The 24,879-nt window shown below is 43.0% G+C and carries 29 protein-coding genes; 27 read left to right on the top strand and 2 right to left on the bottom strand.

What is annotated here, in order from left to right; translation table 11 throughout:
* Window positions 1-92: 92 nt before the first annotated feature.
* From M1D94_RS13650 to M1D94_RS13605, 10 genes are all read left to right on the top strand, one after another.
* Window positions 93-611, top strand: a complete 519-nt coding sequence (locus M1D94_RS13650) for a ribonuclease H-like YkuK family protein (protein WP_021479388.1) — start codon at window positions 93-95, stop codon at window positions 609-611.
* A 133-nt stretch (window positions 612-744) separates the two neighbouring features.
* Window positions 745-942 carry an AbrB antirepressor AbbA gene (gene abbA, locus M1D94_RS13645; protein WP_010886502.1) on the top strand — a complete coding sequence of 66 codons (198 nt, stop codon included), beginning with the start codon at window positions 745-747 and terminating at the stop codon, window positions 940-942.
* 137 nt (window positions 943-1,079) lie between these two features.
* Window positions 1,080-1,523, top strand: a complete 444-nt coding sequence (cbpB, locus tag M1D94_RS13640) for a cyclic-di-AMP-binding protein CbpB (RefSeq protein ID WP_003218674.1) — start codon at window positions 1,080-1,082, stop codon at window positions 1,521-1,523.
* Between the two features lie 146 nt (window positions 1,524-1,669).
* Window positions 1,670-2,551 (top strand): transcriptional regulator CcpC, encoded by an 882-nt coding sequence (gene ccpC / locus M1D94_RS13635; RefSeq protein ID WP_003232387.1) that lies wholly within the window; start codon window positions 1,670-1,672, stop codon window positions 2,549-2,551.
* Window positions 2,552-2,664: 113 nt separating this feature from the next.
* Window positions 2,665-3,141 (top strand): flavodoxin, encoded by a 477-nt coding sequence (locus tag M1D94_RS13630; protein WP_041850883.1) that lies wholly within the window; start codon window positions 2,665-2,667, stop codon window positions 3,139-3,141.
* Window positions 3,131-4,024: a WD40/YVTN/BNR-like repeat-containing protein gene (locus M1D94_RS13625; protein WP_161985961.1), complete on the top strand. Its 894-nt coding sequence runs from the start codon at window positions 3,131-3,133 to the stop codon at window positions 4,022-4,024. Before M1D94_RS13630 ends, M1D94_RS13625 begins: the two co-directional genes overlap by 11 nt.
* Before the next feature lie 15 nt (window positions 4,025-4,039).
* Complete coding sequence (locus M1D94_RS13620; RefSeq protein ID WP_032721472.1) at window positions 4,040-4,495, top strand: flavodoxin; 456 nt, start codon at window positions 4,040-4,042, stop codon at window positions 4,493-4,495.
* Between the two features lie 104 nt (window positions 4,496-4,599).
* On the top strand, window positions 4,600-5,310 hold the full coding sequence (gene dapD, locus M1D94_RS13615) for a 2,3,4,5-tetrahydropyridine-2,6-dicarboxylate N-acetyltransferase (RefSeq protein WP_003218680.1): 711 nt from the start codon (window positions 4,600-4,602) through the stop codon (window positions 5,308-5,310).
* A 69-nt stretch (window positions 5,311-5,379) separates the two neighbouring features.
* Window positions 5,380-6,504: an N-acetyldiaminopimelate deacetylase gene (locus tag M1D94_RS13610; protein ID WP_015252188.1), complete on the top strand. Its 1,125-nt coding sequence runs from the start codon at window positions 5,380-5,382 to the stop codon at window positions 6,502-6,504.
* 61 nt (window positions 6,505-6,565) lie between these two features.
* Complete coding sequence (locus M1D94_RS13605; RefSeq protein ID WP_003232382.1) at window positions 6,566-6,811, top strand: YkuS family protein; 246 nt, start codon at window positions 6,566-6,568, stop codon at window positions 6,809-6,811.
* A gap of 36 nt (window positions 6,812-6,847) precedes the next feature.
* Here the strand turns inward: M1D94_RS13605 and mscT are convergent, their stop codons facing one another.
* Entirely contained in the window at window positions 6,848-7,651 is an 804-nt protein-coding gene (gene mscT, locus M1D94_RS13600) for a small-conductance mechanosensitive channel protein MscT (protein WP_003244994.1), read from the bottom strand.
* Window positions 7,652-7,887: 236 nt separating this feature from the next.
* Here mscT and ahpA point away from each other — a divergent pair, with 236 nt between their 5' ends.
* The 3 genes from ahpA to rok all read left to right on the top strand — a co-directional run bounded on the left by ahpA (window position 7,888) and on the right by rok (window position 9,996).
* Window positions 7,888-8,430, top strand: a complete 543-nt coding sequence (gene ahpA / locus M1D94_RS13595; RefSeq protein WP_003245371.1) for a biofilm-specific peroxidase AhpA — start codon at window positions 7,888-7,890, stop codon at window positions 8,428-8,430.
* Window positions 8,431-8,499: 69 nt separating this feature from the next.
* Window positions 8,500-8,946, top strand: coding sequence for a thiol-disulfide oxidoreductase YkuV (gene ykuV, locus M1D94_RS13590; protein ID WP_041850881.1), 447 nt, complete (start codon window positions 8,500-8,502; stop codon window positions 8,944-8,946).
* A gap of 465 nt (window positions 8,947-9,411) precedes the next feature.
* Window positions 9,412-9,996: a transcriptional regulator Rok gene (rok, locus tag M1D94_RS13585; protein WP_014113628.1), complete on the top strand. Its 585-nt coding sequence runs from the start codon at window positions 9,412-9,414 to the stop codon at window positions 9,994-9,996.
* 40 nt (window positions 9,997-10,036) lie between these two features.
* Here the strand turns inward: rok and cse15 are convergent, their stop codons facing one another.
* On the bottom strand, window positions 10,037-11,002 hold the full coding sequence (gene cse15 / locus M1D94_RS13580; protein WP_021479381.1) for a spore protein Cse15: 966 nt from the start codon (window positions 11,000-11,002) through the stop codon (window positions 10,037-10,039).
* A 136-nt stretch (window positions 11,003-11,138) separates the two neighbouring features.
* Between cse15 and M1D94_RS13575 the strand changes: the two genes are divergently transcribed.
* The 14 genes from M1D94_RS13575 (at window position 11,139) to pfkB (ending at window position 24,875) form a co-directional block, all read left to right on the top strand.
* Window positions 11,139-11,738, top strand: a complete 600-nt coding sequence (locus tag M1D94_RS13575; RefSeq protein ID WP_021479380.1) for a molybdenum cofactor guanylyltransferase — start codon at window positions 11,139-11,141, stop codon at window positions 11,736-11,738.
* Between the two features lie 50 nt (window positions 11,739-11,788).
* A complete protein-coding gene (locus M1D94_RS13570; protein WP_041335765.1) occupies window positions 11,789-12,808 on the top strand; it encodes a molybdopterin-synthase adenylyltransferase MoeB in 1,020 nt (339 codons plus the stop codon).
* Window positions 12,809-12,825: 17 nt separating this feature from the next.
* Window positions 12,826-14,118 (top strand): molybdopterin molybdotransferase MoeA, encoded by a 1,293-nt coding sequence (locus M1D94_RS13565; RefSeq protein WP_161985963.1) that lies wholly within the window; start codon window positions 12,826-12,828, stop codon window positions 14,116-14,118.
* A complete protein-coding gene (gene mobB, locus M1D94_RS13560) occupies window positions 14,079-14,600 on the top strand; it encodes a molybdopterin-guanine dinucleotide biosynthesis protein B (RefSeq protein ID WP_172851023.1) in 522 nt (173 codons plus the stop codon). The genes M1D94_RS13565 and mobB overlap by 40 nt, the downstream gene beginning before the upstream one ends.
* Entirely contained in the window at window positions 14,600-15,073 is a 474-nt protein-coding gene (locus tag M1D94_RS13555; RefSeq protein ID WP_172851022.1) for a molybdenum cofactor biosynthesis protein MoaE, read from the top strand. The genes mobB and M1D94_RS13555 overlap by 1 nt, the downstream gene beginning before the upstream one ends.
* Window positions 15,066-15,299: a molybdopterin converting factor subunit 1 gene (gene moaD / locus M1D94_RS13550; RefSeq protein WP_041850877.1), complete on the top strand. Its 234-nt coding sequence runs from the start codon at window positions 15,066-15,068 to the stop codon at window positions 15,297-15,299. Before M1D94_RS13555 ends, moaD begins: the two co-directional genes overlap by 8 nt.
* A gap of 223 nt (window positions 15,300-15,522) precedes the next feature.
* On the top strand, window positions 15,523-17,280 hold the full coding sequence (locus M1D94_RS13545; protein ID WP_038829592.1) for an ABC transporter ATP-binding protein: 1,758 nt from the start codon (window positions 15,523-15,525) through the stop codon (window positions 17,278-17,280).
* An 11-nt stretch (window positions 17,281-17,291) separates the two neighbouring features.
* On the top strand, window positions 17,292-19,106 hold the full coding sequence (locus M1D94_RS13540; protein WP_151870255.1) for an ABC transporter ATP-binding protein: 1,815 nt from the start codon (window positions 17,292-17,294) through the stop codon (window positions 19,104-19,106).
* Between the two features lie 109 nt (window positions 19,107-19,215).
* Window positions 19,216-19,911: a toxin SDP protection protein YknW gene (gene yknW / locus M1D94_RS13535; protein WP_122894577.1), complete on the top strand. Its 696-nt coding sequence runs from the start codon at window positions 19,216-19,218 to the stop codon at window positions 19,909-19,911.
* Window positions 19,912-19,915: 4 nt separating this feature from the next.
* Complete coding sequence (locus M1D94_RS13530) at window positions 19,916-21,049, top strand: efflux RND transporter periplasmic adaptor subunit (RefSeq protein WP_038829597.1); 1,134 nt, start codon at window positions 19,916-19,918, stop codon at window positions 21,047-21,049.
* Window positions 21,050-21,742 carry an ABC transporter ATP-binding protein YknY gene (gene yknY / locus M1D94_RS13525; RefSeq protein WP_072174084.1) on the top strand — a complete coding sequence of 231 codons (693 nt, stop codon included), beginning with the start codon at window positions 21,050-21,052 and terminating at the stop codon, window positions 21,740-21,742. It abuts the gene before it with no gap.
* The gene (gene skiZ / locus M1D94_RS13520; RefSeq protein ID WP_015252177.1) at window positions 21,739-22,932 is read left to right on the top strand and encodes a sporulation-delaying-protein transporter subunit SkiZ; all 1,194 of its coding nucleotides are present in this window, start codon (window positions 21,739-21,741) and stop codon (window positions 22,930-22,932) included. The genes yknY and skiZ overlap by 4 nt, the downstream gene beginning before the upstream one ends.
* Window positions 22,933-23,211: 279 nt before the next feature.
* Window positions 23,212-23,967 carry a DeoR/GlpR family DNA-binding transcription regulator gene (locus M1D94_RS13515; protein ID WP_014476685.1) on the top strand — a complete coding sequence of 252 codons (756 nt, stop codon included), beginning with the start codon at window positions 23,212-23,214 and terminating at the stop codon, window positions 23,965-23,967.
* The gene (gene pfkB / locus M1D94_RS13510; protein ID WP_003244923.1) at window positions 23,964-24,875 is read left to right on the top strand and encodes a 1-phosphofructokinase; all 912 of its coding nucleotides are present in this window, start codon (window positions 23,964-23,966) and stop codon (window positions 24,873-24,875) included. The genes M1D94_RS13515 and pfkB overlap by 4 nt, the downstream gene beginning before the upstream one ends.
* The last annotated feature ends 4 nt before the right edge of the window (window positions 24,876-24,879 follow it).

Here is a 24,879-nt window from a genome sequence, read left to right as displayed (position 1 = left end):
GAACAAGCTTCCGCCTTTGCAAAAGTAATCGAAATAAACGGTAAGGAACATACTTGTTTCATGGTTGTAAATCCTTGAAAAGGAGTGTCGTGATGGCTGATTCTTTTCTGTTTTATAATCTTTCAGAAGCACAGATGACCTTTCAAGATGTGATGGAACGGCTTAAAGCCTTTGTTCAAAAGGACCCCCGTTCTTCTTATGTGTTATCGATCGGAACCGATTCACAGGTTTACCGCGATTACACAAAGTTTATTACCGCATTGCATTTGCATCGTACAGGCAAGGGAGCTTGGGGCTGCTTGAAAAATCATACAGTCGACAGACCCATACATAGCCTTCGGGAGAAGATTTCGTTAGAAACGGCGTACAGCCAAGAAACGGCCGCTCATATTCTTGATGGACACTTAATGGATATTACCGATCTGCTCCTGCCCTTTACCGGTGAGGGGGCGGATCTTATCTTTGAAGTTCACTTGGATATTGGGAAAAAAGGGCTTACAAAAGATCTGATCCAAGAAATGACTGGACGTATTACCTCCATGGGGATTGAGGCCAAAATAAAGCCGGATTCATACACTGCCTTCAGCTATGCAAATCGTTTCACAAAATAATTTGGCTGAAAAAGCCAAGGTAAATGTCGAATTATGCGGTTGACGTTTGTTATCTGATTACTTATTCTAGCGGTAGAGCTGAAAGTAAGTTGTCTTGCTTTCAGAGGTATTCAGTATAAAACAGGGGGCCTGATTGCGAATGAGTCTTATCGGTGAACGATTTACAGAAGAAGAACAAAAACTTCTGCTGAATATCCTGATCAACCATGAGTATGCCATCGAGCTATTAAGCAGTGAGATCAACGATATAGAGACAGGGACCAAAAACGTTGACGGAACCACCTACAAAAAACTTGTAACGCTATACGACCGATTTCGATTTGAAAATTAATGGGACACCCTATAATTGATACTCCACAAAGAGTATCTTTTTTATTGAAAGGAAACTTTTCGACAAATACTGATAAAGTTTATATTATTGCAATATAGGGAATGTATTGATGATGAAAATGAAAAGGGGTCGAAAACATGATAAGCTTACAATCAGATCAACTTCTTGAGGCAACAGTCGGACAATTTATGATTGAGGCGGACAAAGTAGCGCACGTGCAAGTCGGAAATAACCTTGAGCACGCATTATTAGTATTGACAAAAACCGGATACACAGCCATCCCGGTTCTGGATCCTTCCTATCGTTTACATGGCTTAATCGGGACAAATATGATCATGAACAGTATTTTTGGACTTGAGCGAATTGAGTTTGAAAAGCTTGACCAAATCACTGTTGAGGAAGTCATGCTGACCGACATTCCGCGCCTTCATATCAATGATCCGATTATGAAGGGATTCGGCATGGTCATTAATAACGGATTTGTCTGTGTTGAAAATGACGAGCAGGTATTTGAAGGGATTTTTACGAGAAGAGTCGTTTTAAAGGAATTGAATAAGCATATACGCTCGTTGAATAAGTAGGCTGTACGGCCTATTTTTATTATATAGCCAGAGCGAAAAAGAAAGCGCATACATAATTTAAACGAGAATAGGGCTTGAATAAGAAACTAAGATTTTATTAGAATGGGAGATAAGAAAAACTTATTGATAACAAAAAGGAGGACGACATGCAGCTTCAAGAGCTTCATATGCTCGTAGTTTTAGCTGAGGAATTAAATATGAGAAAGGCGGCAGAACGGCTTTTTGTATCTCAGCCGGCTTTATCTCAGCGCTTACAAACCATTGAAAAGGCGTGGGGAACAAAAATCTTTTTAAGATCCCAAAAAGGATTAACGGTAACGCCCGCCGGTGAGAAAATCATTCAGTTTGCGAATGATGTGACATTAGAGCAGGAAAGAATAAGAGAAAATATTGACGAGCTTGAAGGTGAAATTCACGGCACATTGAAGCTTGCCGTCGCCTCCATAATCGGTCAGCATTGGCTCCCTAAAGTCCTGAAGACGTATGTGGAAAAGTATCCGAATGCAAAGATCTCGCTCATAACCGGGTGGAGCAGCGAAATGCTGAAAAGTTTGTATGAGGATCAGGTTCATATCGGCATTATAAGAGGCAACCCTGAGTGGAAGGGGCGCAAAGATTACTTAATGACAGATCATCTGTATTTAGTAGATACTGAAATTTCCTGCATCGAAGATATTGCCCATACAGAACGACCGTTTATCCAGTTTAAAAGTGACAGCACTTATTTTCAGGAAATTCAGCACTGGTGGCATCAAAAATTTAAAACGTCACCGAAACAGACGATATTGGTTGATCAGATTGAAACGTGCAAACAGATGGCGCTGCACGGAATCGGGTATGCCATTTTGCCGTCTGTTACCCTTCAAAATGAAGATAAAGTGAATAAAATGCCTCTTTTAGACATGAAAGGGCATCCGATCGGTCGGGATACATGGTTATTAGGCTATGAGCCTGCCTTTGAACTGAAACAAGTCCAAGCTTTTGTACAAGTGATAAAGGATATGCTGGATCAGGAAAATCCATTTTAAAGACAGCGAGGTGGTGCTGTCTTTTTTTATTTAACTATTGACAATGAAAATCATTATCATTTAAAGTGATACATATGATATTGAAAATCATTATCAATTAATGGGGTGATAACATGGCTAAAGCCTTGATTACATATGCCAGCATGTCAGGAAATACAGAAGACATTGCCTTCATAATAAAAGATACGCTTCAGGAATATGAGTTGGATATCGATTGTGTCGAGATAGATGATGTGGATGTGTCTTGTTTAACCTCCTATGATTATGTACTGATTGGCACCTATACATGGGGGGACGGCGATTTGCCCTACGAAGCGGAGGATTTTTTCGAAGAGGTCAAACAGCTTCAGCTTAATGGTTTAAAAACAGCCTGCTTCGGGTCTGGCGATTATTCTTATCCAAAGTTTTGCGAAGCGGTGAATTTGTTCAATGTCATGCTGCAAGAGGCGGGAGCTGCTGTTTACCAGGAAACACTAAAAATTGAATTAGCGCCTGAAACAGATGAAGATGTGGAAAGCTGCCGAGCGTTTGCGAGAGGTTTTCTTGCATGGGCAGATTATATGAACAAGGAAAAAAGCCATGTTTCATAAAGGAGCAACTGCTGTTACGGCATCGGCGTTTTCTGGATATTTTGTGGCGGTACAAAGAGAAGGCATTTTTCATTATTCTTTGGAGCAGGGCTGGAGAAAGCTTTTTCGTTTGAAAAGTAAGATACACTGTATCAGCTACATAGGGCCTTACTTATTTGGCGTTGGTGAAAAGGGAACAGTCATTCGTTCGGCTGATGAAGGGAAAACCTGGACGATGTCGAGCTTTCCGACAAATGCAACAGTGTGGGCGATTACCGGCAGAAACAACGGGTTTGTCTGCGCCCACGGTAAGCATTGTATTTATGTATCGGATGATTTTGGTGTCTCATGGCGCGTAGTCAAACCTTTTGCCGAATTTCATAATCCCCCTGTTATCCGGTCGCTATGCCTTCACGGGGGCAATCTTTTTATCGGCACGCAAATACACGCATATTTTGGCGGCATTTGGGCTTACGACATTAAGCGTGACACTGTCCAAGTTGTCAAAAAAGAAAAAAACCGGATGACGGCATCCATGCTAGTGTTCAATGAAAATTGGCTGGTGGCGGCGATGGGTTCTGTGAAAGGAAAGCACGGTGCTGTCACTGTACGGAATCTTTTGAATGGTGAAGAATTCATCATTCAATCCAGCATGATCAGAAAAGAAGATTCATTTCTTGATCTTTCAGAGGATGATGGCATTATATATGTCACTACAACACAAGATGAAAACGGTTTTTCGAGAATTTACCAGGCTGATCTCGAAGCCCGGTCGTTAAAATGGTTCGATACCATTAAGGGACATGGATGGAGAGTGGCCAATCAGAAAGAGAATTTCTTTTGCGCAGGCTTGTATGAATGTAAATTTGTCCAGCCGTACGAAGTTTCAGCAATGATTCATTAGAGGAGGAACAAGGAATTGGCGAAGATTTTGCTCGTTTATGCAACAATGTCAGGCAACACTGAAGCTATGGCAGATTTGATTGAAAAGGGGCTTCAGGAGGCGGAAGCAGAAGTAGACCGTTTCGAAGCAATGGATATTGATGATGCCCAGCTGTTTACCGATTATGACCATATCATAATGGGAACCTATACGTGGGGAGACGGAGATCTGCCTGATGAATTTTTAGATCTGGCTGAAGACATGGATGAGATTGATTTTTCCGGCAAAACATGCGCTGTATTCGGTTCCGGTGATACAGCATATGAATTTTTCTGCGGAGCGGTTGATACGCTAGAGGCAAAAATAAAAGAACGCGGTGGAGACATTGTGCTGCCTTCGGTAAAAATCGAAAATAATCCAGAAGGTGAAGAAGAGGAAGAATTAATAAACTTTGGGAGACAATTCGCAAAGAAAAGCGGGTGCGCTGTCTGATCACTCACTGGGAACTGCTAAAACGGCTGTTCCTTTTTTTCTTGTCTTTGTATCTTTCCTTTGATACAGTAATGAGGTAGAAAATCAGGAGGAGGACTATACATATGAAAATGATGGACGCAAATGAAATTATTTCATTTATTCAAAATAGTACAAAATCAACACCTGTAAAGGTTTACGTGAAAGGTGAGCTGGAAGGAATCAATTTCGGCGAATCTGCGAAAGCTTTTATCAACGGAAACACTGGTGTCGTTTTCGGTGAGTGGAGCGAAATCCAAACAGCAATCGAAGAAAACCAAAGCAAAATCGAAGACTATGTGGTTGAAAATGACCGCCGCAATTCTGCGATCCCAATGCTTGATCTTAAAAACATCAAAGCGCGTATCGAGCCGGGCGCGATCATCCGCGACCAAGTTGAAATCGGTGATAACGCAGTCATCATGATGGGTGCTTCTATTAATATCGGTTCAGTCATCGGTGAAGGCACAATGATTGATATGAACGTTGTGCTTGGCGGACGAGCTACTGTCGGAAAAAACTGCCATATCGGCGCGGGTTCTGTACTTGCGGGCGTTATTGAGCCGCCATCCGCTAAACCGGTTGTGATTGAAGACGACGTCGTAATCGGCGCAAATGCTGTTGTGCTTGAAGGTGTAACAGTAGGTAAAGGAGCTGTTGTTGCTGCGGGAGCGATCGTGGTAAACGACGTTGAGCCATACACTGTCGTTGCAGGCACACCAGCTAAAAAAATCAAAGACATTGATGAAAAAACAAAAGGCAAAACTGAAATCAAGCAGGAATTACGCCAGCTGTAAGGAAAAGTTTGATAAAAAAGGCGTGGATAATATATCCACGCCTTATTCGTATAGGCAGGAGGAATAGAAATGAAGAAAGAGGAGCTCATCGCAATTCGCAGAGATCTGCATCGTATACCGGAGCTTGGATTTCAGGAGTTCAAAACCCAGCAGTATTTATTAAATGTCTTGGAACAATATCCGCAAGACAGAATTGAAATTGAGAAATGGCGAACAGGGCTTTTTGTAAAAGTGAACGGGACGGCGCCGGAAAAAATGCTGGCGTACAGAGCGGATATCGATGCGCTTTCTATAGAAGAGCAAACTGGTCTTCCATTCGCATCAGAGCATCACGGCAACATGCACGCCTGCGGTCACGATTTGCATATGACGATTGCACTCGGCATTATTGATCATTTTGTTCACCACCCAGTCAAACAAGATTTGCTTTTTCTGTTTCAGCCGGCAGAGGAAGGGCCTGGCGGTGCGGAACCAATGCTTGAGAGCGATGTATTAAAAAAGTGGCAGCCTGATTTCATCACTGCGCTTCATATTGCTCCAGAGCTTCCGGTAGGCACCATTGCGACAAAAAGCGGCCTTCTATTTGCGAATACATCAGAGCTAGTCATCGATCTGGAAGGCAAAGGGGGACATGCGGCATATCCGCATTTGGCTGAGGATATGGTTGTAGCAGCAAGTACACTTGTCACCCAGCTGCAAACGATTATCTCTAGAAACACAGATCCGCTAGACAGTGCTGTTATTACAGTTGGTACCATTACCGGAGGCTCGGCACAAAATATCATTGCGGAAACGGCCCACCTGGAAGGCACGATCCGCACGCTTTCTGAAGAATCGATGAAACAGGTAAAGGAACGGATTGAAGATGTAGTGAAAGGAATCGAAATCGGATTCCGCTGCAAAGGAAAAGTGACATATCCGTCTGTATATCACCAAGTTTACAATACGAGCGGATTAACAGAAGAATTTATGTCTTTTGTTGCTGAACATCAACTGGCGACAGTAATTGAAGCAAAAGAAGCAATGACTGGGGAGGATTTTGGCTACATGCTGAAAAAATATCCCGGCTTCATGTTCTGGCTCGGCGCTGATTCTGAACATGGGCTTCATCATGCTAAGCTGAATCCCGATGAAAATGCGATAGAAACAGCGGTTAATGTCATGACAGGTTATTTTTCTGTTTATGCCAATTAAGTACAAATGAAAGAATAAAATTCCATAAAATGAGCACTCTAGTAAACGGAGGTGTTCAAAAATGGCTAAAAAAATTGGAATTGAACAATCGTTATCAGATGTAGAAGCTGCTTTAAAAGAAAAAGGATATGACGTTGTAATGATGAAAAGCCCTGCTGATGCTCAAGGCTGTGACTGCTGTGTCGTAACAGGTCTTGATAATAATGTGCAAGGGATAGCCGATACGGTAACACAAGCACCTGTCATTACAGCTTCCGGGATGACGGCTGAAGAAATTTGTAGCGAAGTTGAGAGCAGAATTCAGTAATAAAAAAACCGAAGCAAAAAGCTTCGGTTCTTTTATTTATTCTGTTTCTTTAGGGAAAGCGCGGTCGAACGCGTTCTTTATTTCTTTTCTCAACACTCGTTCGACTCGCCACTGTTCCATATTTTCTGTTTTGGCAATGACCCTGATTACAATTTCAGAAGTCCCCAGTTCTTGAATCCCGATGACATTTGGGCCTTCTTTTATTTGTGGAAGAGCCGCTGCCGTTTCATCACAAACCTGCTGTAAAATATGAATCATTTCATCAATATTTCTTTCAGCCGGCACTTTAATGTCAACAAGAGCCTGCATGGTACCACGAGAATGATTGCTCACGTTTGTGATGTTTCTGTTGGGGATGTAATGCAGTGTTCCGTCAAAGCTGCGGATTTGAGTTGTCCTTAAGCCAACCTGCTCGACAATTCCGTCAAAGGTGGAAACGGTAATATAATCTCCGACATCCAATTGTTTCTCAAGCAAAATAAAAAAACCTGTCACGATATCACTGACAAGCCCTTGGGCGCCAAATCCGACAGCCAGGCCGACGATTCCTGCCCCCGCTAAAAGAGCGCTTGGATCATAATGAAACAAATCTAGAACCATGACGAAAAATATGAAAATCAATGTATAAGCAAATATGTTAAGAGTCAGGCTTCGGAGCGTATGTGCACGTCCGATAGACAAGCTATTCTGCTCCTCGAATTTTGCAAACAGATGTTTAATGATTTTCATGCCTAATGATCGAACGATAAAATAGAGCAATATCATAATGGCGAGTTTAATGAGCAGAACACCGGCATTTGTAATCAGTCCCGCCCAATCATATTGTTTAATAAAGTCCATGTTGAGCTCCTTTTCTAATTGATTGCTGCACATTGAGACTAGTTACCCTGTACATGACCATGTTAAACGTTTTATTCAAAAATGTCGAAGCCAAAGACATACATGATTTGTTAAAAATTGACTCGGGAAATCTGCTTTTATATAATGGCATTGCAATATAACTAAAAATGGTTAATCACCCTTTATTTTCATGCGATTTTGACCTTTAAGCCAAACAATAAATTGGAGGGATACATATGGCAGAACGTATGGTAGGTAAACAAGCTCCTCGTTTTGAAATGGAAGCAGTCCTTGCAAGCAAAGAATTCGGTAAAGTAAGTCTTGAGGAAAACATGAAAAACGACAAATGGACAGTGCTGTTCTTCTATCCAATGGATTTCACTTTTGTTTGTCCGACAGAAATTACAGCAATGTCTGACCGCTATGACGAGTTCGAAGATCTTGATGCAGAAGTCATCGGGGTTTCAACAGATACCATCCATACTCATTTAGCTTGGATCAATACAGACCGCAAAGAAAACGGTCTTGGCCAGCTGAAATACCCGCTTGCTGCTGATACAAACCATGAGGTATCCCGGGAATATGGCGTTTTAATCGAAGAAGAAGGTGTGGCTTTGCGCGGATTGTTTATTATTAATCCTGAAGGGGAGCTCCAATACCAAACTGTTTTCCATAACAACATTGGACGTGATGTTGATGAAACGCTTCGTGTTCTCCAGGCGCTGCAAACTGGCGGACTCTGTCCGGCTAACTGGAAACCAGGCCAAAAAACACTTTAATTCTTTCCAAGAACGAAAAGCGGTCTAGCATATTCGTTAGGCCTTTCTGTTAAATAGGAGGGAAAAGCAATGAAATTACGTCAGCCCATGCCGGAATTGACGGGAGAAAAAGCTTGGTTAAATGGTGAAGTGACGAGAGAGCAATTGATTGGGGAAAAGCCGACGCTTATTCATTTCTGGTCCATCAGCTGCCACTTGTGCAAAGAAGCGATGCCGCAAGTGAATGAATTTCGTGATAAATATCAAGATCAACTGAATGTTGTAGCTGTGCATATGCCTCGTTCCGAAGATGATCTTGACCTTGGTAAAATTAAAGAAACAGCTGCTGAACACGATATCACCCAGCCGATTTTTGTTGACAGTGACCATACTTTAACCGATGCATTTGAAAATGAATACGTACCTGCATATTATGTGTTTGATAAAACAGGACAGCTCCGTCACTTCCAAGCCGGCGGGAGCGGTATGAAAATGCTTGAAAAACGTGTGAACCGCGTTCTGGCTGAAACGGAATAGGTATCTGACTAAATAGTATTTCCTAAAAACCTGATCACATCAGGTTTTTTATTTGTGCAAAAAGCAATGGAAGAAGAGTAAGAAGCTTATTTTTCCAAATTTGGGTATAGGAATTGATGGTTTGTTTGATTGATACGCTAGAAAACACAGCTAATTTTTGATGTTTTTCCTCAATTTTAGATAAATCTCATATCTCATAACTCGAAAATTGTAGATATTACACTAAATTCCTTTAAAGAAGTAAGTAAAATATATATTTTCAACATTATACCAAATAAACTAGAAAGCCCCTTAATCCCTTGAGAATAAAGGACTCTTTTGAAAAATAAAACATTTTCAGAAAATAAGGAATTTTTCATAGAGTAAATATAATAGTAAAATGCTAAAATAATAGTTGATAAAATTACTTTTGTAATCTAATATCTTAATTAAAGATGTTAATTTTGATAGGGGGTACATTGAGGAATGTTTAATGAAAGAGAAGCTTTGCGCTTGCGGTTAGAACAATTAAATGAAGCTGAAGTGAAAGTCATTCGTGAATATCAAATTGAACGTGATAAAATATACGCAAAATTAAGAGAGCTGGACAGAAATGGAAGCCCTTCCGAAATCAAAAAGGATTTCCGTTCTGAAAAAAAACCTGACTCTCTGCCGGTTCTCGCTGAGCTTGCGGCTCAGGAAATCAGAAGCTATCAGCCGCAATCACAGCAGCAGTCTGTCCAGCCTCAGCTTCAATCTATTTCCTCTCTTCCTGCCGGTATACCAGACGGAACAACACGAAGAAGAAGAGGAACGGCAAGACCGGGATCAAAAGCAGCGAAGCTGCGTGAAGCTGCTATTAAAACATTAAAACGCCACAACGCGGCGATTAAGAGCTCCGAGCTTCAAAAAGAGATTGAAAAAGAAAGCGGTCTTGAAATCCCTAATATGACAACGTTTATGCAAAGCTTAATTAAAATGTACCCGGAAGTGAAAAAACCATATCGCGGGCAGTACATTTTAGAGGGTGAAATCGAATCTGCAGAATCAGCTGAATCAGCTAATGAATAAATATAAAGAAAAACTGCTTGGCATCGCTCAAGCAGTTTTTTTATTGAGGTTTTTTCTGTGAAGGTTTGTTTTCTTTTTCAAGATTAAGCTTATACACCCACTTTTGATAAGGCTTTTCTTCAGCGGCTCTGTTTTTCAGCTCTTCGATTGTATGGCTCTTGGCCTGGTCTGATGATTGGGCGCGGGCAAGCTGTTTTTGGAGCACATGTATCTGTTTGGTGACATCTTCAAGGATGGTCTCTACATGATATGGCTGCGCGTAGGCCGCTGGAGCTTCTTCTTCCGTTTTTTCTTTTTGTTTTGTGCCGCCATCAATATCGGCAAAATGAGAAGCAATCCAGGCATCGCTTTCATCAAGCTGCCGTTTATACGATATAATAGTTTCGTGAAATAATTTTTCTTTCGTTTTTTCTATGTCTAGCAGTCTTTCTTTCGTTTCTATGATTCGATCTTTCATATGATCAACTTCTATTTTAATATGTTTTAGCTGATATTCTTTTTCTACCATTTGCTCTTTTAGACGCCCATTTTCGGCCTTTATCAATTCGGCTTGCTGTTTTGCCTGAAGCAGTGCATTTTGTTCTTGCTCAATTGAGGCTTGAAGTTCGCTGATCCGTTTATGAAGATTTTTATTTTCTTCTTCGATTTTGACTTTAGCAATATGAAGTTTATGTTTTTCTTCGATTTCGGCTCTGCGTTTATAGGTTTCAGCAGATAGAAGCTCCTGCAAAACAACGATTTTATCAAGCAGTTCAGCTCTTATTTGGTGCAGGGTTTGGCTGGTGTGGGAGGCATGTTTTTCTTTTGTTGACATATGTGTTAATTCGGCAGACAGCTGCTGGAGTTTTTCTTTCATATCGGTATTTTCTTTGAGCAATTTGTTATTTTTCTGATGAAAGTAGCTTGCTTCAAGTTCAGAAATCAGCTTATGGCACCTTGAAAGCTCGGATTTTAAATAAAGGTTCTCCTGAGACACGTCGTGGAAAAAAGGACCTGATCTTTTCATTCGAACCATCTCCCTCATGATGTTAACACTACAATATGCAAATACTGAACAGCTATTCCTCTTTAATAAACAGACAAGCAGTAGCGTTGAGCCTTTGCTTTTGCTATGCTTTTAACGAAACTAGAGGTGAGATGATATGAAGCATGTAAACGTACTGCTGGCAGGGGGAGCCTCGCGGCGATTTGGAGAACCGAAGGCGTTTGTCAAATGGAAGGGCAGGATGCTTTACGAATGCGCTAAAGAGGCACTTGGAGAACAAACGGTTATCATCAGCCGTCCCGAATTTATTGATAGATTTCAAGAAAACGGTGAAAATGAAGTGTATCAAGATGCTGAGCCATTTCAAGGCATGGGGCCATTGGCTGGTATATATACCGCTTTTAAAAAGACAGACGGTGATCTTTATACTGTTCTTTCCTGTGACACACCGCTGATACAAAGAAGGACGATACTGGAGCTCAAACGTCTGATGACTGCCGGTGCTGACGCGGTAGTCCCAATTTCAGACGGACAAGTGCAGCCATTGATTGCGATTTACCACAAACGTATCATGCCAGTTCTATACGATCAGCTTTCTGAGAAGAGGTTGAGAATATCAGATTTATTAGGCAGAATTTCGGTTTGTTACGTACAGGCTGAAAATATCGGAGCAAACCCGGCAGAGTTTATCAACATTAATACACGTGATGATTTTAGCTGTTTGGAAGAAAAATCGAACTCCCTCAAGCGGGACTGACGGGGCAATAACATGATAAGATGACATAAAAGATAAGGAGAACAGGTTTGATGGAGGAACGTTATTCACGGCAAATCAGATTTAAGCAAATTGGGGAAGAGGGCCAGAAAAGACTGGCAGACAGCCATGTGCTGATTGTCGGAGCGGGAGCGCTCGGCACTGCAGGAGCTGAAGGGCTTTCGAGAGCGGGAGTCGGTACTATTACCATTATTGACCGTGACTATGTGGAGTGGAGCAATCTTCAAAGGCAGCAGCTTTATACAGAAAGCGATGCCAAACTCCGCATGCCGAAAGCCATGGCTGCCAAAGAGCATCTATCAGCGATTAACAGCGAGATACATATTGAGGCGTATGTTACCGAAGGAACAGCCGAAACGCTTGAGCCGCTGATTGAAAAAGCAGATGTCGTGATCGACGCGACAGATAATTTTGAAACCCGCATGCTGATAAACGATCTTGCCCAGAAAACAAAGACACCTTGGGTCTATGGCGCCTGTGTAAGCAGCCAGGGAATGTTCATGACTGTCATTCCCGGAGAAACCCCTTGTCTGTCTTGTTTGTTTGAGCAAATTCCTGTTGGCGGGGCGACGTGTGATACTGCCGGCATTATTCCGCCTGCTGTGCATATCGTTTCAGCATATCAGCAGGCTGAGGCATTAAAGCTGTTAACCGGCCAAATAGAAGCAATACAGCGGGGTTTTGTGACATTTGATGTCTGGAACAATTCGCATATGAAGATTAACGTTAATCATGTACGCCGTGAGGAATGCCCATCTTGCGGAGCAAATGCGGTATATCCTTATCTTCAGGATTGGAACACACCAAAAGCTGCTGTACTATGCGGCCGTGATACAGTGCAGGTAAGGTCAGAATCATTAAAAAGAATCCCGAAACAGGAGCTCATTAAGCGGCTGAAAGCAATCGGCAAGGTCGAGGCTAATGCGTTTTTGCTGCATATTTTTTACGAGGATTTCAGAATTGTCATTTTCAATGACGGACGGGCACTGGTGCATGGAACAAATGATGTGAAAGAAGCCAACTCCGTGTTGGCAAGAGTGATTGGACTGTAACAACAGGAGGGGTCAGAATGCTGGAGAAACGAACACCGATACCGGTAGACGAGGCAGTTCGGCGTGTCTGCCATTTTCAAAAACAAGGTGAAACAGAATTGGTGGCGCTGGAAGAAAGCCTTCATCGGTTTTTAGCCGAAGATATAACTGCGGATCACCACGTACCTGCGTTTGATCGTTCGCCATACGATGGTTTTGCTGTCAGAGCGTGCGATACGGCAGAAGCTTCACGTGAAAACCCAGTTCGGTTTGAAGTTATTGACCATATTGGAGCGGGAGCAGTATCTGAAAAAGAACTTGGCCCGTTTCAGGCTGTGCGGATTATGACTGGCGCGCAAATCCCTGAAGGGGCAGATGCAGTCGTCATGATTGAACTGACTCAAACCTTTGAGGAGAATGGGAAGTCATTTATGTCTTTAAAACGCCGCTTTCAGACGGGGGATAATATTTCAAAAACAGGTGAGGACGCTCAAAAAGGGAGTGTTTTACTGAGAAAGGGTACCCGGGTGACACCAGGAGTGACGGCTCTTTTGGCAACATTCGGATACGCATCTGTGCCTGTCGTGAGAAAGCCTGTAGTCGGGATTATCGCAACCGGTACCGAATTGCTGAATGTCAGTGATCCGCTGGAACCGGGAAAAATCCGCAACAGCAATGCGAGTATGGTATATGCGCAAGCGATAGAAGCAGGCGCAACACCGCTTTATTTAGGGAAAATCTCTGATGAACTGGATAAAAGCTTTGCTGCAGTTAAAGAAGCGATGAAAAAGGTGGACTTCCTGATCACAACTGGCGGTGTGTCAGTCGGTGACTTTGACTTTTTGCCTGCGATCTATGAAAAACTCGGAGCGGACGTGCTGTTTAATAAAGTTGCCATGCGCCCGGGCAGCGTGACAACGGTGGCGCATGCAAACGATATGCTGCTGTTTGGCCTTTCAGGTAATCCGTCGGCATGCTATGTTGGTTTTGAACTGTTTGTCAAACCGATAATCCAGACATGGCTGCTCAATGAAACACCGCATTCAATTTGTGCGGAAGCTGTTTTGACCAAGGATTTTCCGAAGCCGAACCCATTTACCCGATTTGTTCGTGCGCTCGTGCACCATCAGGAAGGGAAGCTGTTGGCGACACCCGTTGGCTTAGATAAGTCGAGCTCTGTCACATCACTTGCAGATGCCAATGCATTTATTATCCTGCCGGGCGGCACGCGAGGCTACGAATCTGGCAGAACGGTTCAAGTACTGCTCATCAGAGAAGAGAATGGAAGTGAATGGCCTTGGTCCGTCCTTTCCCGATCGTCCAAGTTGTAGGATTTCAAAACAGCGGGAAAACAACGTTTATTGAGCGCATTCTTGAAAAAGCCTCTGAACAGGGAGTCCATTTGGGCTGCCTGAAGCATCATGGTCACGGCGGTGAACCGCAAACGCTCACGGAAGGAAAAGACACGGACCGTTACAAGGCGGCAGGTGCTGATGTAACAGCGGTAGAAGGTGCTGGTGTGTTACAGCTGACTGCCCGCCGCAATTGGGATTTGGCACGGCTGATTGAGTTATACCAATTTCTCGAAACAGACTGTCTTCTGATTGAAGGCTTTAAAAAAGCCCCTTATCCTAAAGTGGTTATCCTAAGTGAAAAGGAAGATCTGAAAGCGCTGCAAGCAGTAAATATAATCGCCATCATCTATAGAAAAAAAGAGCAAATGACAGAGCATCAGGGATTACCCGTTTTTCATGCGGATGATCCGGTTGCCGTGGATTTTGTGCTTTCACAGCTGAAGGGGGAATCTGCATAATGGAACGGTTTGAGATTACGAAAACACCCATTAATACTGAAGACATCATCAAAAAAGTGGAGAAACGGGAAGCAGGAGCCATTACGACATTTATTGGTACGGTTCGGGAATGGACAAACGGAAAAAGAACGGTTCGGCTTGAATATGAGGCATATGAACCGATGGCCGTGCAAATGCTTGCTCAAATCGGCGCTGAAATCGAAGAAAAATGGGAAGGTGCCTCAGCTGCGATCACGCACCGTATAGGTGTGCTCGATATCGGTGAAGCAGCGGTAGTGATTGCTGTATCTTCTCCCCATCGAAAAGCCGCATATGAAGCCAATGAGTATGCGATTGAACGCATTAAACAGATTGTGCCGATTTGGAAAAAAGAAATTTGGGAAGACGGTGAGCAATGGATCGGCGACCAGCTAGGAACAACAGCTTATCCGAACGGAAAACCAGACCTAAGCGAGGGAGAGCAGCATGATTAAAATTCTTTTATTTGCAGGACTGGCTGAACAGGCCGGTACACAAGCAATAGAAATAGATGTGGAACAAGCAACCACAGATGAAATAAAAGCGAGTCTAAAAGAACAATACGGTCTTGAATCTATTGATACGGCTATGATTGCCGTTAACGAAAGCTATGTAAAAGAAAATACCTCTGTATCTTCGGGTGAAACGGTAGCCATCATACCGCCGGTCAGCGGGGGATGAAAACCGGACGGCATTTCAGCCGTCCGGTTTTTCTGTATTTCATTGGCATATCCCCAAGTATCCTCAGCATACAATGATTTTCTGTAAGCGTTTATTCTACATATGTTACTCCCTATAAAGTAAGAGACTCACTCCATAATTAGACTGAAATTTTGAAAAATAATAGAAATTTATTTCGGGTATCGATATAGTGAAGATGATAAATGTTGGAAAGGTGCTGGATATGGAGACATTTAAAAGATTAAAAATGTATTATTGGCCGTACAGAAAAGTGTTTACGTGGTCGCTTCTAGCCATGCTTTTGATGACAGCAATTACTGTCGTTTATCCGATTATCCTGCAAATTACGATTGATGAGATCGTACTGGGACGGCAGTATCAGCTTGCGGCGTGGGTCAGCTTAGGATTTATTGCGGTAATGGTTTTGAAAGGAATGGCTACCTTTTTTCATCAGTATTTAGGTGATATGTTCGGGATCAAATCCGTTTATCGGCTGAGAAATGGTCTGTATGAAAAACTGCAGCGGCTTTCTTTTTCTTACTATGATAACGCGAAAACAGGAGATTTGATGTCCAGGCTGACTGCTGATGTTGAAGGGCTTCGTTTTTTCTTATCATACGGTCTCGCTGAGCTCATTCGCTTCGGCCTGCTGGTAGCCATCAGCCTGTCGGTTATGTTTTACTATTCTGTTCCTCTCACGCTTGTGACAATAGCTGTTCTGCCATTTCTCGCGGTTGCGGTATACCGGTTTGACAAAAGAGTCCATCCCGCCTTCAGAGGCATCCGCAAATCGTTTGCGAAACTCAATACAAAAGTTCAGGAAAATATCAGCGGCATTAATACGGTTAAATCTCTTTCAAGGGAAGATTTTCAGATCAGCACTTTCAATAAAGCCAATGCAGAATACAGGGCGCAGTATTTACAAACATCATCCATCTGGTCTGCGTATTTCCCTTTAATGGAGTTCATTGGTAACATTTGTATTGTAGCTCTTCTCTCATACGGCGGTTACTTGGTTATGCAAAATCAGCTCAATCCCGGCGAGCTTGTTGCTTTCTTCAGCCTTGTCAATTATATGATGTGGCCCATTATGAACTTAGGTTTTGTCATCAATATGTTCTCTCAAGCAAAAGCGTCAGGGGAACGCCTGCTCGACATTCTGGAAAAAGAAGAAGACATTACAGATCATCCTCATGCTTTGCATAAACAAAAATTAACCGGAGATGTCCATTTCAAAAATGTTTCTCTTGCATACGGGAAAGAACAAACAAACGCGCTGTGCAATGTAAGCTTTGAGGCAAACAGCGGGAAGGTAATCGGACTGTTGGGCCCGACAGGTTCAGGCAAAAGCTCAGTGACACAGCTTCTCACCAGATTTTACAGTCCTGTTAGCGGAATGATTACCATTGATCACAAACCCATCACAGATTATTCGTTAAAAACCCTTCGTTCCAATATCGGGGTCGTACTTCAAGAATCCTTCCTGTTTTCATCTACGATTAGATCAAATATTTCGTATGGGCGGCCGGATGCCTCAATGGAAGACGTCATCGAAGCGGCAAAAAGGGCGCAGGCTCATAACTTTATTATGGAGCTTCCTGATGGGTATGACACCATGCTGGGAGAGAGGGGAATGGGGCTTTCCGGCGGGCAGAAACAGCGAATTGCCATTGCGAGAGCCATCTGCTTGAACCCGAGCATTTTAATATTGGATGATGCCACAAGTGCAGTAGATATGCAAACGGAGCACAGCATACAGCTTGCCTTAAAAGAAGTCATGAAAAACCGCACAACCTTTATCGTCGCTCACCGCATTTCTTCACTGAAACACGCCGATGAAATTCTCGTTTTTAATAAAGGACGCATTCGTGAAAGGGGAACACATCATGAGCTTCTTGAAAAAGGCGGCTACTATAAAAAGATTTACGATTTGCAATACCGTGATGTCAAAATGATTAATGAGCCGCATGAGGTCGGATAGGGAGGGGCCAAATGAAACAAACGAAAAAACAGGGGATTTTAGAGCGTTTCTATTACTCTTCAGATGAAATCATTGAAAAGCCGTTTAACTGGGCTCAAATGTGGCGGCTGCTGAGCTATGTCAAACCATATCGAAAAACAATTTTGCCGCTTTCTTTTCTCACCGTATTGATTGGCACTGCTGTGAAGCTTGTGATCCCCATTCTGATCGGCGTTTATGTTCTTGATCAAGCGATTACAGGAAGAAACCCGGAGCTGCTGATTCAGCTCATTTTTATTATTAGCGGTTTATATGTCCTCAATTACGCCGCCAATGTGTTAAGAATCAGGTGGATGAATCAGCTTGGCCAGCATGTCATTTACGATTTGCGACAGCATTTATTTACCCATGTGCAGCGCTTATCCCATCGATTTTTTGATCAGCGGTCGGCGGGATCGATCTTAGTCAGGATCATGAATGATATTAACTCTCTTCAGGAGCTCTTTACAAGCGGAGTCATCAATTTGTTGACCGACTTGCTGCTTCTGGCCGGTGTGATTATCATTTTGTTTACGCTGAGCCCTGAGCTGACTATAGCCATCATGGTGACATTGCCGATTATGTTTTTTATTTCAACAAGTCTCAGAAAAAAAATACGCCGATCCTGGCAAACGGTACGGCTAAAGCAATCGAAGCTCAACTCTCATCTAAACGAAAGCATTCAGGGCATCCGGGTCACACAGGCATTTACGCAGGAAGAAGAAAACATGGCGTATTTTGACGGTGTCAATCAGGAGAACTACGAATCATGGCGGGAAGCAACTAGAAAAAATGCCATGTTCCGTCCGCTTGTAGAAATGACGAATGCGATTGGGACGGCTGTCTTGATTTGGTATGGAGCCACACTCATCATGAATGAAACCATTACGATTGGTGTCTTCGTTTCTTTTGCTTTCTATCTTGGAATGTTTTGGGAACCTATTTCGAGACTGGGTCAGGTCTATAATCAGCTGTTAATGGGGATGGCATCATCAGAACGGATTTTTGAGTTTCTGGACGAACAGCCAAATGTCAAGGAGAAGCCGAATGCCATTCATAATGAAAAGATAAATGGGGAGATCAGTTTTGAAGAGGTTGAATTTTCGTATGATGAAAAACGAAAAGCCCTTCACGCCGTTTCTTTCTCTATTCCGGCGGGCTCAACGCTTGCGCTTGTCGGGCATACAGGGAGCGGGAAGACGACGATTGCCAATTTAATCAGCCGTTTTTATGATGCGACCGGAGGCACCATTAAAATAGACGGTATACCGATTAAGGATCTTTCCCTTGCCAGTCTGCGCTCTCAAATCAGCATTGTCCTGCAAGATACATTTATTTTCTCTGGGACCATCATGGAAAATATTCGTTTTGGAAGGCCAAATGCTTCGGATGAAGAGGTGATGAAAGCGTCCCAAGCGGTCGGAGCGGATGAGTTTATTTCCGATTTAGCGGAAGGATACGCAACAGAGGTGGAGGAAAGGGGCAGCGTACTGTCTGCCGGTCAGCGTCAGCTCATTTCCTTTGCAAGAGCATTGCTCGCCGATCCGGCTATTATCATCCTTGACGAAGCAACGGCAAGCATTGATACAGAGACAGAAGTAAAAGTTCAGCAAGCGTTAAAAACGCTTCTGAAAGGGCGTACAGCAGTGATGATCGCTCACAGATTGTCTACGATCCGCGACGCCGACCGCATCATTGTTCTTGATCACGGCAGGAAAATAGAAGAAGGGAACCATGATCAGCTGCTTGCTAAAGGAGGCATTTATGCCGGGCTTGTGAAAGCGCAATACAGCACAGCGATAGAATAATATGAAAAGCCTTCAATATTGAAGGCTTTTGGAAATTTATTAGAAAAACATGAAACTTTTTGATATCCTTCCCGTACTATTTGTTAGATATTCTCAAGGAGGTTTTGAAATGGAAACGAATGTAGAAAAAAACAGCGGAACGGCGACTGAAAAGCCTTCACTTTTAGGAGTAATCACAAGTCCGTCCGTTCAATTTGAAAGAATAAGAGAAAGGCCGGCTGTGTGGGGACCGCTTTTGATTGTTGCAGCAATTATCATCGTCGGTGCCGTGCTGCAATCACTCGGTACGGATTATAGTGAGCTTTTGAAAAGCCAGGATACGCAAGGGCTATCTGCTGAACAAATGGAAACTGTCGCAACAATAACCAAAGTTGGCGGAATGGCAGGCGCTATTATCGGCGGTATCGCAGCATTATTTATTGCCCCTCTTATTTATTGGCTCTGTGTAAAAGTATCAGGCGGTGTTACGACATATAAAAAAATGCTTTCTCTCGGCCTGTTTGTCTCTTTGATTAGCAGTCTCGGATTATTGGTTAATGGAATCGTTGCTTTTACGACTGACGTGAATCCTCTTTACAGCACGACGTCACTGGCAGGGATTATCCCATCTGACGGGGCTCTTGCCAGCGTGTTAAATACCTTTGAAATTTTCAGCATCTGGAGCTTTGTATTATTAGCAATCGGACTTCACAAAACGGGAGGCATCTCCAAAAAAGCCGGATGGATTTCAGCAATCATTCTATTCGGAATTTTAGTTGTATTTTCGCTTTTTTCAGGTTTAATCAATTCTGTGGCGGGTGCATAAGCTCATGAAAAAAGTCTGGATCGGAATTGGAATCGCAGTTATAGTCGCTCTTTTTGTTGGAATCAATATATACCGGTCTGCCGCTCCGACAAGCGGCAGCGCCGGCAAGGAGATACAGACGGGGAGCGTTGAAGAAAATGAAATCTCATCAACGGTTATGGTTCCTGGCACGCTAAAATTTTCAAATGAACAGTATGTCTTTTATGAAGCGGATAAAGGGACATTAGAAGACATTAAAGTTAAGGAAGGCGATAAAGTTAAAAAGGGCACGCCTTTAGTCACCTATACAAATGAGCAGCTGAGCCTGGAAAAAGAACAGAACCAGTTAACGTCTGAATCCAACCGGCTTCAAATTGACCAAATTCAAGAAAAGTTAAAAGCCTTAGACAGCAAAGAAAGAGAACTGGAAAAACAGGTAGGAAAGAAAGAAGCAGAAAAACAAATCGAATCTGAACGGACAGAGCTTCAAATGCAGAAAAAAACAGCGGAGATCGAATTAAAACAAACCGAGCTTCAGCGGCAGTCACTTGCCAACCGGGTGTCAGATTTAGAAGTGAAAAGCGAAATTGAAGGCACCGTTATTTCTGTCAACCAAGAAGCGGCATCCAAAAAGTCAGATATTCAAGAGCCTGTCATACATATCGGCAACCCAAAAGACCTTGTCGTCTCAGGGAAATTGTCTGAATACGATACATTGAAAGTCAAAAAAGGCCAGAAGGTCACACTCACTTCAGATGTAATACAGGGTAAAACATGGAAAGGTACGGTTTCCGCAGTCGGGCTTGTTCCGGATCAGCAGGAGAGCGCTGCGGCACAAGGAACAGAACAGGCGGTCCAATACCCGCTTCAAGTGAAAATAAAAGGAAATCTTCCAGAAGGAAAGCCAGGCTTTAAATTTATCATGAATATTGAAACAGATAAACGGAAAGCAAATACGCTTCCTTCAAAGGCAGTCAAAAAAGAAGATGACCAATATTATGTGTATACAGTAAAAGACGGAAAAGCAAAGCGAGTTGATGTCAAAATCGGCGAAGTGACAGATGACCTGACAGAAATTAAAGAGGGGCTTACCCAAGATGATCAAGTCATTTTGAATCCATCTGATCAGGTGACTGACGGAATGGAAGTGAAATCTTAAATGATTCAGCTTTCTAATGTGCGAAAAAGCTACCAGATCGGAAAGGAAACGTTTGATGTTCTCCATTCTATTGATTTGGACATTCATCAAGGTGAATATGTCTCGATTATGGGACCGTCAGGATCAGGAAAATCGACGATCATGAATATTATCGGCTGTCTTGATCGGCCGACTTCCGGTACATATAAATTGGACGGCGAAGACATTTCTTCATATAAAGATAAAGAACTGGCGGCAGTCCGTAACCGGTCCATCGGTTTTGTATTTCAGCAATTTCAGCTTCTTCCGCGGCTGAACGCAAAAAAAAATGTCGAGCTGCCGTTGATTTACTCCGGAATAGGCAAAAAAGAACGTCAAGAGCGGGCTGAGAGAGCATTGGAAAAGGTCGGGTTAGCCGATCGAATGCTCCACATGCCCAACGAGCTGTCGGGCGGGCAGAAGCAGCGGGTGGCGATTGCGAGGGCGATCGTGAATGAGCCGAAATTGATTTTAGCTGATGAACCGACCGGCGCGCTGGATACGAAAACAAGCGAGGCGATTATGGATCAGTTTACAGCATTAAATGCCGAGGGAACGACAATCGTTCTGGTTACTCACGAGCCTGAAGTAGCAGATTGCACGAATCGGATCGTCATGGTGCGTGACGGAAACATTGTTCCTGCCAGCTCCGGACAAAGGAGTGTGGGAGAATGAGCCTGTTAGAAAACATCAGAATGGCTCTAAGCTCTGTCCTTGCCCATAAAATGCGTTCGATCTTAACGATGCTCGGCATTATCATTGGTGTAGGCTCTGTCATTGTTGTCGTTGCGGTAGGACAGGGCGGCGAGCAAATGCTGAAGCAGTCGATCAGCGGCCCGGGAAATACTGTGGAGCTGTACTATATGCCTAGCGACGAGGAGCTTGCAAGCAACCCGAACGCCGCAGCTGAATCTACGTTTACAGAAAACGATATTAAAGGTTTAAAAGGAATAGAAGGCATTAAACAAGTCGTTGCTTCGACTTCTGAAAGTATGAAAGCGCGTTATCACGAAGAAGAAACCGATGCTACGGTTAACGGAATAAATGATGGATACATGAATGTCAATTCTTTAGAAATCGAAAGCGGCAGAACATTTACCGACAATGACTTTCTTGCGGGGAATAGAGCCGGAATCATCTCTCAAAAGATGGCTGAAGAACTGTTCGATAAAACCTCCCCTTTAGGTGAAGTTGTCTGGATAAACGGACAGCCCGTTGAAATTATCGGTGTGCTGAAAAAAGAAACAGGCTTGCTTTCTTTCGGTTTAAGTGAAATGTATGTGCCATTTAATATGATGAAATCCTCTTTTGGCACAAGCGATTTCAGTAACGTATCATTGCAGGTCGAATCAGCAGACGACATAAAATCGGCAGGAAAAGAAGCAGCACAGCTGGTAAATGACAATCATGGCACAGAGGATTCGTATCAAGTGATGAATATGGAAGAGATTGCGGCCGGAATTGGCAAAGTAACTGCAATTATGACGACGATTATCGGCTCAATTGCAGGTATTTCCCTTTTGGTCGGCGGAATCGGTGTCATGAATATTATGCTCGTATCAGTCACAGAACGGACGCGGGAAATCGGAATCAGAAAATCACTTGGTGCGACGAGGGGACAGATTCTGACTCAGTTTTTAATTGAATCAGTCGTATTGACGCTGATTGGCGGTCTGGTCGGGATTGGTATTGGATACGGAGGGGCCGCGCTTGTTTCAGCCATTGCGGGCTGGCCGTCACTCATATCCTGGCAGGTTGTATGCGGGGGCGTGCTGTTCAGTATGCTCATTGGTGTTATTTTCGGTATGCTTCCTGCAAATAAAGCTGCAAAGCTTGATCCCATTGAAGCGCTGCGTTATGAGTAGCCTCATGCAACATGCATGAGGTTTTTTTATGTTTAGTGATTTCTACTATGAATATAAAAGACTTTTTTCATTAAAATAAGAAGAAAATGTCGTACAATTGTCCTTATTTTTGTCGAATTTACAGTTTACAAACCCTATAGACATACGTTAATATGGAGAAACGTGAAAGATTTTGATAGTTATTGAATGAATTTGAATGATTTTAGTTGCCTAAACCGAAAATAGCGTTTACAATGAAATTGCATTCAAAATGAATACGTTTTCATTAGGAGGTGAAGCATGCTAACTCCTGAACGGCATCAATTGATTATTGATCAAATAGAAAAGCATGATGTGGTAAAGATTCAAGAGCTTATAAATCTGACTAATGCTTCTGAATCAACAATCAGAAGAGATTTATCGACCCTTGAAGAACGCGGTTTTTTAAAGCGCGTTCATGGTGGAGCGGCCAAGCTTTCCGATATCAGACTTGAACCCGATATGCTTGAAAAATCATCCAAAAACCTTCACGATAAATTGAAGATTGCTGAAAAAGCAGCTTCTCTTTTAGAAGAAGGGGATTGCATTTACCTTGATGCAGGCACGACGACATTGCACATGATTGATTTTATGGATAAAACCAAAGATATTGTCGTTGTCACAAACGGGGTGATGCATATCGATGCCTTAATAAGGAAAGAAATTTCTTTTTATCTGCTTGGAGGATACGTAAAGCACAGAACGGGCGCGATTATTGGAGGCGCTTCACTGATTGCCATGGACCAGTACAGATTTGACAAGAGTTTTCTGGGGACAAACGGTGTCCATACAGAGGCTGGATTCACAACGCCGGACCCTGATGAAGCCCTTTTAAAACAGAAAGCGATCAAACAGGCAAAACACGCTTACGTCTTAGCAGACCCTTCGAAGTTCGGAGAAATTTCATTTTCGGCATTCGCCGGAATAGGCGACGCAACAATCATTACGACTGACGCTGAAGAGCTTACATTCGATAATTACCAAGAAAAAACTGTCGTAAAGGTAGTGAAACCATGATTTACACTGTAACACTTAATCCATCTGTCGATTATATTGTTCACGTTGAAGATTTTACTGTAGGAGGCCTGAACCGTTCTTCGTATGATACCAAGTATCCAGGGGGCAAAGGCATCAACGTATCGAGACTGCTGAAAAGACACCATGTGGCGTCTAAAGCGCTCGGATTCGTCGGCGGATTTACCGGAGAATATATCAAAACATTTTTACGGGAAGAAAACCTGGAAACAGCTTTTTCTGAAGTAAAAGGGGATACCCGTATCAATGTAAAGCTGAAAACTGGTGATGAAACTGAAATTAACGGGCAGGGACCGACAATTTCGGATGAAGATTTCAAAGCCTTTTTAGAACAGTTCCAATCTTTGCAAGAGGGAGATATCGTCGTTCTTGCAGGAAGCATTCCATCTTCACTCCCTCACGATACTTATGAAAAAATCGCAGAGGCCTGCAAACAGCAGAACGCACGAGTTGTTCTGGATATCTCAGGCGAGGCTCTTTTGAAAGCAACAGAAATGAAACCATTTTTGATGAAGCCAAATCATCATGAGCTTGGAGAAATGTTCGGCACGGCCATTACATCTGTTGAGGAAGCTGTTCCTTATGGGAAAAAGCTTGTAGAACAAGGCGCTGAACATGTAATTGTATCAATGGCCGGAGACGGAGCGCTTCTGTTTACGAACGAAGCTGTTTATTTTGCTAACGTGCCAAAGGGGAAATTGGTAAACTCAGTCGGAGCAGGGGATTCCGTTGTTGCAGGTTTCCTTGCCGGAATTTCCAAACAGCTGCCGCTTGAAGAAGCATTCCGCTTAGGAGTTACTTCAGGCAGTGCTACCGCGTTCTCTGAAGAACTTGGAACAGAAGAATTTGTCCAGCAGCTTCTTCCTGAAGTTAAGGTCACACGTCTATAGAGGA

It is taken from the genome of Bacillus sp. JZ109 (genome assembly GCF_053903135.1).
This window is presented reverse-complemented; position numbering and strand designations above follow the sequence as displayed.